11 protein-coding genes and 1 pseudogene are annotated in these 13,601 nt (G+C 59.9%); 3 read left to right on the top strand and 9 right to left on the bottom strand.

Features of this window, described 5'->3' with window-relative positions:
• Both ACZBJS_RS40425 and ACZBJS_RS40420 read right to left on the bottom strand, forming a co-directional pair.
• On the bottom strand, positions 1-495 hold a 495-nt coding region (locus tag ACZBJS_RS40425; protein WP_463440164.1), incomplete at its 3' end, for a TCP-1/cpn60 chaperonin family protein.
• Positions 496-574: 79 nt separating this feature from the next.
• Positions 575-889, bottom strand: a complete 315-nt coding sequence (locus ACZBJS_RS40420) for a co-chaperone GroES (RefSeq protein WP_229158150.1) — start codon at positions 887-889, stop codon at positions 575-577.
• Positions 890-1,764: 875 nt separating this feature from the next.
• Between ACZBJS_RS40420 and ACZBJS_RS40415 the strand changes: the two genes are divergently transcribed.
• On the top strand, positions 1,765-2,412 hold the full coding sequence (locus tag ACZBJS_RS40415; RefSeq protein ID WP_463440163.1) for an FkbM family methyltransferase: 648 nt from the start codon (positions 1,765-1,767) through the stop codon (positions 2,410-2,412).
• A gap of 720 nt (positions 2,413-3,132) precedes the next feature.
• Here ACZBJS_RS40415 and ACZBJS_RS40410 read toward each other — a convergent pair.
• The 6 genes from ACZBJS_RS40410 to ACZBJS_RS40385 all read right to left on the bottom strand — a co-directional run bounded on the left by ACZBJS_RS40410 (position 3,133) and on the right by ACZBJS_RS40385 (position 11,300).
• Complete coding sequence (locus ACZBJS_RS40410) at positions 3,133-4,479, bottom strand: condensation domain-containing protein (RefSeq protein WP_463440162.1); 1,347 nt, start codon at positions 4,477-4,479, stop codon at positions 3,133-3,135.
• 18 nt (positions 4,480-4,497) lie between these two features.
• Complete coding sequence (locus ACZBJS_RS40405; RefSeq protein ID WP_463440161.1) at positions 4,498-5,745, bottom strand: MFS transporter; 1,248 nt, start codon at positions 5,743-5,745, stop codon at positions 4,498-4,500.
• The gene (locus tag ACZBJS_RS40400) at positions 5,742-6,683 is read right to left on the bottom strand and encodes a sulfotransferase family protein (protein ID WP_463440160.1); all 942 of its coding nucleotides are present in this window, start codon (positions 6,681-6,683) and stop codon (positions 5,742-5,744) included. Before ACZBJS_RS40400 ends, ACZBJS_RS40405 begins: the two co-directional genes overlap by 4 nt.
• A gap of 31 nt (positions 6,684-6,714) precedes the next feature.
• Positions 6,715-8,022, bottom strand: a complete 1,308-nt coding sequence (locus ACZBJS_RS40395) for an aminotransferase class III-fold pyridoxal phosphate-dependent enzyme (RefSeq protein ID WP_463440159.1) — start codon at positions 8,020-8,022, stop codon at positions 6,715-6,717.
• Positions 8,023-8,043: 21 nt separating this feature from the next.
• Positions 8,044-9,555: an FAD-dependent oxidoreductase gene (locus ACZBJS_RS40390; RefSeq protein WP_463440158.1), complete on the bottom strand. Its 1,512-nt coding sequence runs from the start codon at positions 9,553-9,555 to the stop codon at positions 8,044-8,046.
• A gap of 1,562 nt (positions 9,556-11,117) precedes the next feature.
• On the bottom strand, positions 11,118-11,300 hold the full coding sequence (locus ACZBJS_RS40385) for a helix-turn-helix domain-containing protein (protein WP_463440157.1): 183 nt from the start codon (positions 11,298-11,300) through the stop codon (positions 11,118-11,120).
• On the opposite strand from ACZBJS_RS40385, the gene ACZBJS_RS40380 reads away from it, so the two are divergent.
• The gene (locus ACZBJS_RS40380) at positions 11,299-11,694 is read left to right on the top strand and encodes a hypothetical protein (protein ID WP_463440156.1); all 396 of its coding nucleotides are present in this window, start codon (positions 11,299-11,301) and stop codon (positions 11,692-11,694) included. The genes ACZBJS_RS40385 and ACZBJS_RS40380 overlap by 2 nt on opposite strands.
• 978 nt (positions 11,695-12,672) lie before the next feature.
• On the top strand, positions 12,673-12,849 hold the full coding sequence (locus ACZBJS_RS40375) for a hypothetical protein (protein WP_463440155.1): 177 nt from the start codon (positions 12,673-12,675) through the stop codon (positions 12,847-12,849).
• A 565-nt stretch (positions 12,850-13,414) separates the two neighbouring features.
• Here ACZBJS_RS40375 and ACZBJS_RS40370 read toward each other — a convergent pair.
• Positions 13,415-13,601, bottom strand: a pseudogene (locus ACZBJS_RS40370) (IS5/IS1182 family transposase); the annotation flags it as partial.

Here is a 13,601-nt window from a genome sequence, read left to right as displayed (position 1 = left end):
GGCGTCGGCGAGGAACTTGCCGATCTCGGCATCGCCGTTGGCCGAAATGGTGCCGACCTGGGCGATCTCCTCGTTCGAGGTGACCTTCTTCGAGTTCTTCTGGAGGTCCGCCACGACGGCTTCGACCGCGAGGTCAATACCGCGCTTCAAGTCCATCGGGTTCATGCCGGCGGCGACCGACTTGGCGCCTTCGCGCACGATTGCGGCTGCAAGCACGGTCGCCGTGGTGGTGCCATCCCCAGCCGCGTCAGCAGCCTTGGAGGCGACTTCGCGCACCATCTGGGCGCCCATGTTCTCGAACTTCTCCTCCAGCTCGACCTCCTTGGCGACGGCGACGCCGTCCTTGGTGATGCGGGGAGCACCGAACGACTTCTCGAGTACCACGTTGCGGCCCTTAGGACCGAGCGTGACCTGTACCGCGTTGGCGAGGATGTCCACACCACGCAGCATGCGGTCGCGCGCGTCTACTCCGAACTTGACTTCTTTGGCTGTCATAAACAATTCCTTCGGTTATTCTCTCATCCTTCGGCGCGCCGGCAGGCGCCCGTCGGGGTGAGATGTGCGAGTAGCCGGGTCAGGCGGCCTTCTTCTTGGAAAACACATCGGTGAGAACGCCCATGATGTCGCTTTCCTTCATGATCAACAGCTCCTGGCTGTCGATCTTGACCTCGGTGCCCGACCACTTGCCGAACAGAACGCGGTCGCCGACCTGGACGTCGATCGGAATCAGCTTGCCGGTCTCGTCGCGGCCGCCCGGGCCAACGGCGATGACTTCGCCTTGCGAGGGTTTTTCCTTGGCTGTGTCGGGAATGATGATACCGCCAGCGGTCTTCTCTTCAGCGTCGATGCGCCTGACCACGACGCGGTCGTGAAGCGGACGGAAATTCATACGGACCTCCTGAGCATTTGAACGAGTTGGCGTTTCGCCACATTGCAACAGTATCGGTGTAGCAAGAGCCAGGCCAACGATGAGGAGTGCCCCTTGCCTGCAGTTCGGCTGAATCGCGCGCCTGGACTGCGCGTGTCCTAGGTCGGAAGCAGACGTCATCGTGTCTAGAGACAGCCAAGCTGTTGCGAAAATGACATTGCATTTCGTCAACACAGCCACATTCCCCCCTGTGCCCCTTGCGAGTTCGCGCCGCACCAATACTGTTTTCGCCCAGCGCCGGGCAGATCGGCGAACGTTGCGGTGAGTTCTGCGACCATCATTCAGCGGCGGTCAGCGTGACCTGAGGCGCCCTCAGCAACGCTCGGCGTGATCGCGCTCCTTCAGGCCAAACAGCGTAAAAGTTGTGAGCCGAAGGATCGTGAGTGCGCGAACCTGGAACGCCGACTGTCAGATGGCAAGGGCGACATTGGACTTCGCTGCAACTGCGATTGAGGGTGATTGGTCATCGTTGCGCAGGAGCGGTCACTCTGCCTTCGACCGCTCCATCGAGAGCCGCCGGCGGGTAATGTGCCGGCATGACAATGTTTTAGAGGAGGACGTTCTTTAGTTTAGAGAGCGAGGGACCGCACACCGGCATGGCTATCCGCTTCTCCCGCACGTCTCCCGATTTACGGTCTCCAGGATAGCACCGTCGCCCTAGGACAATCGCTGCGGCTGCCGCCGCGACAGCCTCCCCTTTGGTTTCACCGTCCAGATGGCCATGGATAAAAGAAGGACGGGCATATGAATTATATACGTTGATATGCATTGTGCCGGGGCGTCTGACATGTGATTGCGGCTTCGAGCAGGAAATTTCAACTATTGGGGAAAGACCGGTGTCTTCTGTGGAAATACATCAGCACATTGTTTCCCTTCTTCAGAAGTCGGATCCGGTGATCCTGGATATCGGATGCAACGACGGGACCGACACACAACACTTTCTCAACCTGTGCCCGCAAGCGCAGCTCTACTGCTTCGAGCCTGACCCCAGAGCGATCGCGCGCTTCAAGAAGAAGCTGGGTCCATCTCTCCACAAGGTGAAGTTGCTTGAAATCGCGATCAGCGATCGGAACGGAATGATCGAATTCCATCCAAGCAATGCAGATGGTGATGCGAAGGAATGGGACCTTTCCGGCTCGATACGCCGCCCGAAAAATCATCTGACTGAGTATGATTGGGTTCGTTTCGATCGTCCCGTCCCGGTTCAAACGCGGCGGCTTGACGATTGGTGCAACGAAGCCGGGCTGAACAGGATCGATTTCATCTGGATGGATGTCCAGGGAGCCGAAGCCGACGTCATCGCCGGCGGCATGCAGACCGTCAGTAACACGCGCTTCATCTACACGGAATACAGCGACCGCGAGCTCTACGAAGGGCAGCTGTCCCTCCAGGCCATTCTTGGCCTGTTGCCGTCGTTCAAAGTGGCGGCGCATTATCCGCGCGACGTGGAAGGCGATGTATTGCTTAGAAATACGCGCTTCTAGCGGCTACTTGAAGACGACGCTCATTCGTAGCTGGAAGACTGATTTGCGCAATTTATACCGCCCAAAGTTGCACAACCAGTGATCAATAGGGCGAACAAACGTAGCTGGTCGGACAGGCTTGCGAGCGTCCTTTTTGTTCGCGGCTGTTATTGCAGACCCCGCCGATGGCGGCCACGTCGAGGCTTTGGTGAGTGTGTGACCATCACCGGCTTAGCGAGCCGGCACGACCGGCGAGTTTGCGGTCAGTCGCCCGAGCCGTTTCAGATGCTTGAACCAGGATTACCAGCCGGCGCTCCAAGCGTTTAAGCGTCTGAACGGCTGCCGTATGTTCTGGGCCTCTTGGAAGCTGGTGCACTCGTTCGAACAAATGCCAAAGCAATTGCATGAGTTCGCGTAGCTCCCTGAGTTGGTCGGATTTCATCACGCACTTGGCGCCGCTGTCTTGTTTCATGCCGTGAGTTGATGCTCACGCCATCCCCTGACGTCTTCCTTGCTTGAATGGCTCTGCATCTGCGGACAACTTGATCGTAGCAGGCTTCATTTGAAGCTCCCTCTATCCATGCGAGCATAACTGCAGCAGCCGATCGTCCCGTAGACCTCCTCGGCCGTTCTGGGACGAATTAATCTCACGGCCAGGGCTTGGCAAGGACTGTGCCATCGCCAGGCTCAATGCAAAAAAGGCAGGTGAGGATGCTGTGCGCCTTTTGGTCAGTTCGAAAGTCACAGCAGCGGACCAGCGCGACTGATGAAATGAGCGTGCGCCGCCACTTCAGCGAGATAGTGATCGATCGCGGTTCGCGCGAGGGCGCTGCCAGGGTGACGGAAGTGCACGTAGATTCCGTCCTGCCAGCGACTGATCCACAGGTATGTCTCGCAAGCATCAGAACTACGACTGATCATAAACCGTGTCCGCCACTGCGGCCACAGGTCTGACCCGGGCACAGTGCGATTGTCCATATAAGAGACCATGAAACGGTCGCGCAGCGCGGTGCCGAGCAGCTCCATCGCTTTTGGAAATGGCACCTGAGCTGTTTTTTTGGCTCGCTTGAGCTCGAGCCGCGCGGCGCGCAGGAGCTCCGGCAACGTGTTAGCCAGGCGGAAACACACCGGGCTCATTCCGACATACCATCCTACCGAGCGCATCGAGGGCAAATCGTACCGCGTGTGAAAGGGGGCAACGGCGAGGAATTCTTGTTGGTCTGCCAGTGTCTTTCCGGCGAGCGCCAGACAGGCGAATAATCCCGTCGTGGCGTTTCCGCCCTGGGACCTGCAGCCGCGATCGAACTCAGATGCTTGTGCCGCGTCGAGCAGCCACATTCGCCCTGTGCGTTGTAAGGTGCCCTCCGGCGCACCGAGTGGTAGCGGAAAATCCGGCAATTGACCGCCGTTTGCAGCGATCAGTTCGCGCCAGTGAGCGATAGCAGGATGATCATCGGTCAAATCGCCCAGTCGCTCTCGTTCGGATTCAGCGTGGTCCAGATAGCTGCTCACCGGTGCCAGCTCGGGCGCCACTCCCAGGATTGCGGCTGCGTACAGCTCGCGAATTTCGTATGGCACTAAAGCGATGGAGTAGGCATCGCTGACGGAGTGGTCGCAGGCCAAGAGGAGGCTTGTCGATGTCGGCCGTGTGATCGTCACGAAGACATATGCCGGCCAGGACAGCGGCTTGGTCTCTGCGTCGAACAGCTCTTCCAGCAATTGAGCTATTTCATCGGGATCGGCGTAGTCACCGACCACGGTTTTTTGAAGCGCTGCCGCGCCTGGACCAATCGTGGCACGACGAATTGCCGATCCATCCTTGATCAACCGGCTGCGTAGCGCCTCGTGCCGGTCGACCCAGCCAAGGATCGATTTGGTCAGCGCAGCGCTGTTGAACTCTCCCGGCAGGTCGAAGGCGGTGCCGAGCCAGCCGGGCCGGCTATCGTGCGCAAAGCGAAGATGGTCTTCCTGAACATGGGACGGACGGCGCTGGTCGGGCCGCCAGCTGACCGGGTCGGGAACGCTGACCCGCCACACTATCAGCCTTCCCGCCTGCCGATCGGTATCGCAAAATTGCTTGATGTCCATGAAGGGCCGTTGCGATGGTTACAGGTGCAAGCTGCGCATGCGGCGCAGCGGCGAGCGCCAGATCCAGAGTATCGAGGCAGTGCCAAGCACACTGCTCGCCAGCAACATTGTGCGCAGGCCCGTTGCAGCGGCGGCCGCGCCGCCGACCAGTGCGCCCAACGAGCCCAGTCCCCACACGACGCAGCGGATGCTCGCATTGACCCGGCCTTGCAGGTGCTGCGGGACCAACCCATATCGAATTGGAACTTGCTGCACGTGGTAGAGTCCCTGGCCGATCCACAGAATGAATTGGGAGAGCGCCACGCATGCCACTGCTGCCCACCAGGGCGCGGTGAGCAGGCCTCCAAGACTCATGCCTGCCGCGCTCACCGCCAAGCCGGTCATTAATACGGGACCAAGCCCAATTGTCCGGCCCGCCCACGGTGAGCCCGCCGCGCCCACCACGCCGCCAAGAGCGCCGATACCGAGCACCATGCCGACGATCCGGCTGTCGAACTCGAGATTCCTGATCAGATGCAGCAGAAAAGCCGCAGAATACGCGTTGTGCCAAAAGATGAATGTGCCGGTGGCTAGGGTAACGGCCCTTAAAACTGGATTGCCGAACACACTCGCCAACCCTTCTGCCATTTGGACGAGCACAGTGCTCGAGGGGGCCGCTGAGCATGAGGCGGCACGCATTGGCACCAGCGAGAGCAACGCGGCGGCAAGCAGAAATGAGACGGAGTCGGCCAGGATTGCGGTTGGAGCGGAGAAGGCGTTGATGAGCCAGCCGGCCAGGAACGGACCTGCGGCCATCGCGGTCGCTTGGCTGAACTCCAATGAGCTCTGCGCCCGAACCAGCTGAGATCGATCCAGGACTGTGGGTATGCACGCCAGATAAGCCACGTCGGCGATCACCGCGGCTACCCCAACCAGCACGGTTGTCACGTACAGCTGAACCATTCCCAGATGTCCAAGGCTGGCGCACAACGGAATGGTGGCGAGCGCTACCGCCATCACCACATTGGCCGTCAGAAGGATTTGTCGGTGCGGGAGACGGTCGACGATGACCCCGGCGAACAGGCTCACGAAAAGGCACGGTGCCCGACCGCAGGCCAGCAAGAGCCCCGCCTGCGCCGGTCCGGCATCCAGCAGGGTGATTGCAGTCAGCGGCAGCGCCAGCATGGTTACGTTGGAGCCCAGCAAGGAAATAGTCTGGCCGACGAGCAGCGCAAGGTAGCTGCTCGGCAGCCGGTGAGGCGCACCAGATCGGCGCCGGCGGCTCACGCGTCGCCAGACGGCGTTGAGGCGGACAGATAGCCTAGTCGGGCCAGTTCACTTCCGGCGATCTCCTCGAACTCCGAAATCTGAGCTGGCGTCAAATCTTGGACGTGGCGACCGATCCGCCCCTGATGCAGCGGCTTTCCCGCAGCCTCGGCTGCCGGATGGTCGTGCGGTTGTTCGAACAACGCGTGTTCGTATTCAGCGTGACGCAGCACGGCCTCGTCCCACGGCAAGCCGAGGTGATCCAAAATCGTCGCCAGAGTAGTGCGGGGACTGCTTACAAGGTCCTCGTAACGCACCTCGAGGTAACGGCCAGGCGGCGCGATTCTGTGCGGCTGGGACACCACTTCAAACCAGCCCTGCGCGGCATCGGCAATTGTTCGGTACCCCCAGTCAGGAACTGTCCTCAGATGAGAGGCGGCAACGTCGCGGCCGTCCCGCACGATATGCACGAAATGTGCACGCGGCCACAGGCGGGCGAAGTCGTCGATCCGGGTGATCTTCCGCTGCAGTTTCAATCCCCAGCGTTGCGCTCCGCTGCGCGTCCGGCGCAACTCACCGATCTCGTTGATGAGATGGCAGCGGTCGGCGAACGAGACAATGTCATTGCCTGTGACGACCATGACCTTGCCGACAAGTTCGCGCACGTCATCGAAGTCGAGACCGAAGCGGCGGCACTGCACCACAAAATGCATCCCGTCATACCAGAACGGATCGATTGTGTTCTTGCTTGCGCCCATGACCCACGAATCGGCGGCCGCAAGCTGATCGATGGCACCCAGAATGTGCGGCCCGAGGTTGGGCGGTTCGAGGAAGTCGATCTCTGGCCCGGCTACCAGATCCAGATGCGAGTCGAGCACGATACTCAGCAGGGTGGTGCCCGACCGGTTGTCACCGCCGAGCAGCACCGGCGATGTGGAAAATGGATCCGGCTGCGACATGGCCTTGTTCTCTGTTCGACATGCGTGCTTGTCAGTGGACGGGCGCATTGAACCAGCGCCGAACCGCTCCCGGGGTGGCAACGAAATGATCTCTGGCGAACCGTATCGCAGCTGCGACTGGATCCGGGTCGCGAGCCGGGTTCTCCATGCTGGACAGCGCCGCCGCAAGGGCCTCTCCAGCTGCTTCGACGGCGGCCTGCACATCGGTATCGGACACTGCCGCCGATGGCATGAAACGCCCGCCATACTGCATCAGGAAGCCCCGACCCCACATTTCCTGGAAGAAGGCATGGCCAAGCTCGGCGTCAGCAAATACGACGTCGAACATGGTGGGCCAGGCAAACGCCCATGCCGCGACCTGCTGTTTTGTGAAGACGCCGTTGAGCCCCTTGATCAATTGCTCGCCGACCTCGCGCATCCGGGCCAGGGCGGTCCCGTCGCGCAAGGCGTGCAGCGTGCTTAATGCGGCGGCGAATGGGGTTACTTCGCGCTGGTAAGTGTTTCCCATGTATGTCTTTTCGGCCGCGGCTAGTACGTCCGCACGACCCGCGACTGCCGACAGCGCCATTCCGTTCGCCAGTCCTTTGCTCAGTGTAATCAGATCGGGCGTGAGGCCGATCGCCATGTGGTACCCGCCAAGGGCGTAGCGGAATCCGGTCATCACCTCGTCAAGGATCAGTAGGGCGCCGTGCCGATGCACCAGCCTCTGCAGTTCCTGATGGTATTCAGGCGGGAAGAAGTTGACCTCCGGCGTGACGATCACCGCGGCGACGCGCTGGACACTTGCCAGTTCGTCGAGCAAGTCGAGGTTGTAGCGGAAGTCCACGCTGTCCCGGTCCCGATTGGGCAACCCCATCTCCGGTCGGTCCTGCAACTGCCAGTCATGCCAGCCGTGATATCCGCTGGTCAGTACATGGTTGAGGCCCGTGAACGCGCGGGCAAGGCGCACGGCTGCGGTGGTAGCGCAAGATCCGGTGCGGAAAAACATTGAGCGTTCCGCAACGGGGAAGATCTCCGCCAGCCGTTCGGCCAATTCGACCCGGTGCACGGACAGCGGTCCGGGCAGAATCCCCCCGGTACGGCGCATCTCAGCGGCTGCGTGCGCCACGACCGGCTCGTATCCGGCCCCGAGCGGCGCGGCACCGCTACAGGAAGTGAAATCGATGTATCGCTTTCCATTAATGTCCCATGCATGCGCGCCCGACGCGCGCGTCATCACCACCGGAAAACGCCTGTTGAGATCCCACTTCTGCGAGGCGGTGACGCGCAGAGCGCGTCGCAGCGCCGATCCATGCCCGTCGGTCGCGGTCACGGTGGCATTAGGCGTGCTGATCGGCAAAACCCGTCTCCGTTGCGCTCGCTACGTCAGCTGCGTGACTATTCTTCGAGCGATCCGCAGCGCGTTCGCCTGAATGGTGAAGGTCGGGTTGACGCCTCCGGCATAGGGGAAGAAGCCGCCATCCGCGACATAGAGATTGTCGATGTCATGCACGCGGCCCCAGCGGTCAACCACCGACTGTGTCGGATCGATTCCCGCCCGACAGCCGCCATGCAGGTGGCCGCTGCCGAACTGATAGTTGGAATCTTGATAATCGATCTGCTTTACCCCAGCTTCGGCCAGCAAGTTCGACGCATGTCGGGACAAGTAGCCTAGTCGGCGCTTGTCGAGGGGATGGGTCCGGTAATCGAGAATGATCTTGGGCAAACCCAGCCCGTCCCGGCTGGTGGCCAGCCGGACCGCATTGCTGCGCATGGGTTGATCGGCCGCCAAAAAATGCAGCCGTAGCCTTATCTCTCCGGAATCCGTGCGTTCAGGCTGACTTGCTTCGTAGATCATTCCGCCGAGCCCCGAAGGCGCCTCGTCGTCCAGGTAGTGATCGGACACCGCGACAGTGGAGAAGGGGGGGCCGGACTGGGGCGTGATCGGCGGATTCAACGTGGTCCTACCGGACACGTAGCCGCTGATCTTAAACGAGATGCCACTGCCTACCATGCCAGACGCGTTGCCGATGCCGTTGGGCGCTGCCTGTTGCGCCGACCGTAGGAGCAGGGCGGCAGACTGCACCGCGTTGCCCGCGAGTACCACGCAGCGGGCGCGGACCCGAGCGCGTTGTCGGTTGAAAGTGTCTACCCATTCCACCGAATCGGCGCGACTGACATTGCCGAGCTCGATGCGGACGGCCTTGCTGCCAAGCGCAATCGTCAGCGCGTCCGGCGGCAGGGCGATACCCCTGAACGGCGAGCGTGCGTCGGCCCTTGCGCCGCTCGGGCACAGATGTTCGTTGCATGGTCCCTCGCAGCGACAGGCTGGCCGGCCGCGATATGGGATCGAGTTGATTGCCAATGGAGTGGGGAACGGCAGCCGGCCCAGGCGTGCCCCGGCATCGGCGATCAACTGGCCCTGCACACTGTATTTGTGCGGTGGCAGAACGGGGGGGTCGCTCGGAGGCTCGAGCGGGTCCGCTCCGGCTAGGCGGGCCACTCCCACGCGCCGTTCCAGCTCATCATAGAATGGGCGTAATTCGGTGTAGTCGATCGGCCAGCTCGGGTCGAGCGCGTCCCTGGCCACATATGCACGTGCGTCAAAATCGATGGCGCGACAGCGGAAGGCTATTCCGGCATACAGAGTCATTCCTCCGCCGAGCGCGCAGACGGTCCACGGACGCCCGAACGGCGTCAACATCCCTGCCGCAGACTGCACCAGGGCGCTATCCATGCCATTTTGGACGCTCGCCAGCGAAGCGCCGGGAGGAAGTGCTCGACCTTCCTCGAGAAGGAGTACGCGCAATCCGCGTTGCGCGATCTCGTGAGCGACCGTCGAGCCGCTGGCGCCACTCCCGATTACGCATACATCAACAATATCGGCCGTCATTATCCCATCTTCTGGCAACAAATATCGCCGATGCACAATCGCGCCGTATTCATTAGAAAGAAGGTGCCATCAAACAAGTCTCGTCGCGAGTGCTGAACGCGCGGTCGATCCATGCGATCGCCCGGGATTATGCGGTTTGGCTTCGCTCGTTTGCCAAGGACCATCGCCGCAAGATCTTACAATATGACGCCGCGTGCGATTCAAGCCCTTCGAGGCGGCAAATGCATGAGCAAGCGACTTTTCCGGAATGCAATTTTTGATAGATCTAAGAGCTCTCAAAGCAAATTGACCCACTTGTGCTCCTGTTGTGGAACCAAACATATATTTTCGTGATCGAGAAGGTGCTCGCAAGTTCAGCTTCGTGACGCCATGCGGGGAGCTTTTAAGGCCGTACACGCTGGAATGCGTCGATCGGTCACTGCTCTCATATATCATTGTGCGAATTGTATCCGGTTTGATCGCGAGAGGCTCGGCCGGTTCGATGGACCACCAGCAATTCAATTTCTTTCACAACTCTCCGCAATCATCAGACGCTGGCTAGAGCGATTCAAGCTGCGCCCTTCATAGACGACAAAAAAAGGCCCGGCCTGATCGATGGCCGGGCGTGAGTCAGTCTGGGGAGCGAGGCTGCTAAGCATCGCGCCAACTTCCGTCGACAGAGGGAGGACTGTCGGCGGTATTTGCGGCAAAACTTTCACCGCAAATTCAAACTGCGAAAGGATCAATGTCGGACAGACTTGGCGTCGATTTTTCCTCCTTTGCGTAATCTCATGGACAATGATGATTGGAACAGTGGCATTGACAATGATGATTGGAACAGTGGCATTGCTCTTTGCTGTGCACGCCCCGACCGCATCGGCGTCATCATCTCATCACCGCAGCAACAGTAAGTCCCGTCGGGCATCCTCGTTAGCTGCTCTGAGATGGTACAACGTGACGCCGCGTGCGAATCAAGCTCTTTGAGCTGACCCGCATACAATTCAAGCTGATGGCCTTTCACAAGCAGCTAAGTGGTCCGAGGAGGTCAGACGTACGTGTTGCATTCGCTTTTTTGATAGTCGTGCACCACGCCGCCATCGATGCGCGTTGCGCGTCATGTTTTCCATGTGATCTCATGCCTGTTGGCCTTTACAGAATCTGACGTGTTCTCTGATTGGCGGCCGAGAATCTGCAGCGCACCATTTGAGCGTCTTGTTAGCCAGCCGAATGACACGGTCGGCGTCGCGGGCGCAGCTCATTTGGCGCGCGCATTACAGCCAAGGCCCAGATCTGTGCTGGCAACAGGGAAATCGCTCTGTGGCCCGCGAGCTCCTCGGCGATTGACGATGCAGATTTCCTGAAGCTTGCTGGCGTTCCGCGAAACCCGATCGGCCCCCCCCCGTTCGCTCGGCGAGATCGCGGCGGGGCGCTGGCCGGGTGAGCGAATTGCCCTGGATTTTGTCCACGAGCAGTGCATTCGCTTCAAGGCCAATTACAACCGGCGCTTGGTCTTGCCTGTCGAATGGCGAGCACCGCCTGAGATGTCTAGACAAAGCTGCGCAGGCAGCAACGGCCGAAGCAATTCAGCACATCAGATAGGAGGGATGGAATTCTGCAAGCAATTCGAGCCGATCTCGCTGAAGAGGATCAACAGCATGTCCGTTCCATTCAATGAGCTTGCTGCGCCGAAGCTCCAGGATTGTCCGATTCACGTGTACCGTCGAAAGGCCGCATGCATCGGCGATGTCCTGCTGTGAATGGAACATGGAAGCGACCATTGTCCAGGAGCCCGACGAACTCAAGCCGCGCGGCGATCTCGCAAAGAAGATGAGCAAGCCGGGGCAGCGCTTCCCGGGAGCCAAGATTTTCGATCCATTCGCGATAGATCGCCGTGTGAATCAACGTCTCCCGCCAAAACGCATGGGCGAGCGCGGCGGACTTCGCGAGGATATCCCTGAGGTAGGAGTGGGGTACGAGGGCAATGATGCTCGTGCCGATGCTGCGGAGATCGCGATCCATTTCCGGAAAGTGAAGGGTGTGCAGGTCGGGGATGTCCCCAGGTATATAGAAGGACGTTATCTGGGTTCGATCCGATGCCACTCTTTGGCGAGACAGAAAGCCGCCCATCACGACTGCACAGCTCACAGGCCGGTCCCCTGACACGCCAGGCACTCGCCAGGAGCAAACCGTTTGATGGTGTGAGGCATGCTTTCGAGCCTAGCTTGGTCTTGCTCGGACAAGCCCGTGACGCTCCGCAGACGCGCAATGAGCATTTGGTGCGGCAAGCAAACCCCGTTCTATCGCCGGGGTACGCCGATATCGACACCTATCCCCACCAGCCATGGCCGCGGCCATTCTGCACGGTTCCCCTTGACGTTCAACGTTTCTCCTACTCTCCTATTCGAGCTTTGCGCGATCTCTCGGGGAGATGCCGGATAGCCCACAAACGTACCGGACGATGACGTTTTGGCTATCCCTGAAAGCTCGACGTAAACCACTTACTTCTGAAGAACGACGAAACATGGCGCGCGATCGCGTGGACCGCCGAGCTGCGGTACCCTCCAACCGAGCGTCAAGGCTCACGAGCGTGCAACCAACGTTGGCTCGGCACTGACGCCTTCCGCATCGTGCCTTGGCGCCACCCAAGAAAAGCAATTCCGGAGCCGGGGCGGCTGGCTCATCTGGCTACGCAAGAATGCATCTAATTTGCGGTCGATCATGAGTGGGGGTGGCGCCGTCGAATCGGCGGCCGGATCTGAAGCCCCTGAAACACGATCGGCAGACCTTCTCTGCAGGAATGGCGATCGCCTCGTCAGCCTGGGATAGGTTTCGGGGGCGGTGCGCTCTATCGTCAACGTGACGTGCAAATCAGGCTGGCAATAGAAATCCGAAGTGATTATTCGTTCCGGCTCCAAGAGGACAAAGCTCGACGTCCTGGCGGTCATGACTGCGAGTTTATGTATGTACGAAATGGACCGATCTGTAGCGTGGATAACACATTGATCGGCTCGGCGAGACAGTTGGATCGCTGCGTACAGTGTTTCGTGGCGTCGAAAGGCCGATGTGCCCGTACAATTACGGGGCAATAGGGTGTGCTTGAATTGTCGTTCGCGGTTATTTGGTCGGATAGAGGGTCAAATGAATCATGCGGTTGGGAGCCGCTATGAACTGTCGACAACGACAGATGAAGAGCGTGAGCTGGTGCGCTGCAGACAGGAGATAGCGCGTCTCAAACAGCTGGTCGTGCAGCTTTCTGAACTCGTCTTGCGCAATGTCACTCAAAATGCAGAGGGCCGAAAGTCGCAATCCGGCTGACGCCGCTCGGCTGTATACCGAATGGTCAATCCGCAGATGATGGACGTTAGACAATAGCCATTATGATCCGCAGCGCGGCGTCCCCCGGGGGAGGGGAGCGGCCCCGCCCTTGTTCTTCATGGGGCGGGGCCGCGTAATCTCCGGTCGAACCGCTTCGTGGATCGATGGACATGAGTGCGTATCGCACGGAAAAATGTAGGTCTGCAGGCTCTTGATCAGCCGTTTCACCTTGTCGATCGCTCGCTCATAAACCTGCGCTATGCCGGTCTAACAAGCTCCATTGCCTCCAACCCGGTGGAGGCGTTGGACCCGGAGAGCGCGCCATGCGTCGATCGGGTAAAGGACAACGATCAGCGTTTGCAGGCGGTGCTGGTTTTATGCCGATGGTGATTTACGGATACCAAGCTGCTCCACAGCGAGCTTTGATATCTGGATCGCCAACCCCCTTGCGCCGATCTCGATAACCTTCTTTGCGACGATTTCGGCGATAGGGTCGTCACGATCAACCAAGCAAAGCGCATGCAGTGTCCGTGGTCGTCCGTGAAGAACCGGTGCGGCGCCCGGCTCAAGCGATGTTTTGAGCCGGGACGGTTTCGACGAACGTGCGGATGACGCGCAAAAGCTCTGCCAGCCATCGCAGGAGCAGGCCGAAGTTGTAGCCGGCAGCGGCAAGGACGGCGTTGATGCGGTCGCCGAGGCGTCCCTTGAGATAGTTGCGGTCCATGCGGTGTTCGGCCTTGACGTGGCCGATG

The sequence above is a fragment of the Bradyrhizobium sp. KZN70725 genome (assembly GCF_055264925.1).
Note: the sequence above shows the minus strand (reverse complement) of the source record. Positions and strands in the feature narration are given on the sequence as shown.

Coding starts and splice junctions, on each gene's coding strand:
- ACZBJS_RS40380 (WP_463440156.1), top strand. CDS start 11,299: ATGGAAGCGACCATTGTCCAGGAGCCCGACGAACTCAAGCCGCGCGGC.
- ACZBJS_RS40400 (WP_463440160.1), bottom strand. CDS start 6,683: ATGTCGCAGCCGGATCCATTTTCCACATCGCCGGTGCTGCTCGGCGGT.
- ACZBJS_RS40385 (WP_463440157.1), bottom strand. CDS start 11,300: ATGTTCCATTCACAGCAGGACATCGCCGATGCATGCGGCCTTTCGACG.
- ACZBJS_RS40390 (WP_463440158.1), bottom strand. CDS start 9,555: ATGACGGCCGATATTGTTGATGTATGCGTAATCGGGAGTGGCGCCAGC.
- ACZBJS_RS40420 (WP_229158150.1), bottom strand. CDS start 889: ATGAATTTCCGTCCGCTTCACGACCGCGTCGTGGTCAGGCGCATCGAC.
- ACZBJS_RS40375 (WP_463440155.1), top strand. CDS start 12,673: ATGAATCATGCGGTTGGGAGCCGCTATGAACTGTCGACAACGACAGAT.
- ACZBJS_RS40410 (WP_463440162.1), bottom strand. CDS start 4,479: ATGGACATCAAGCAATTTTGCGATACCGATCGGCAGGCGGGAAGGCTG.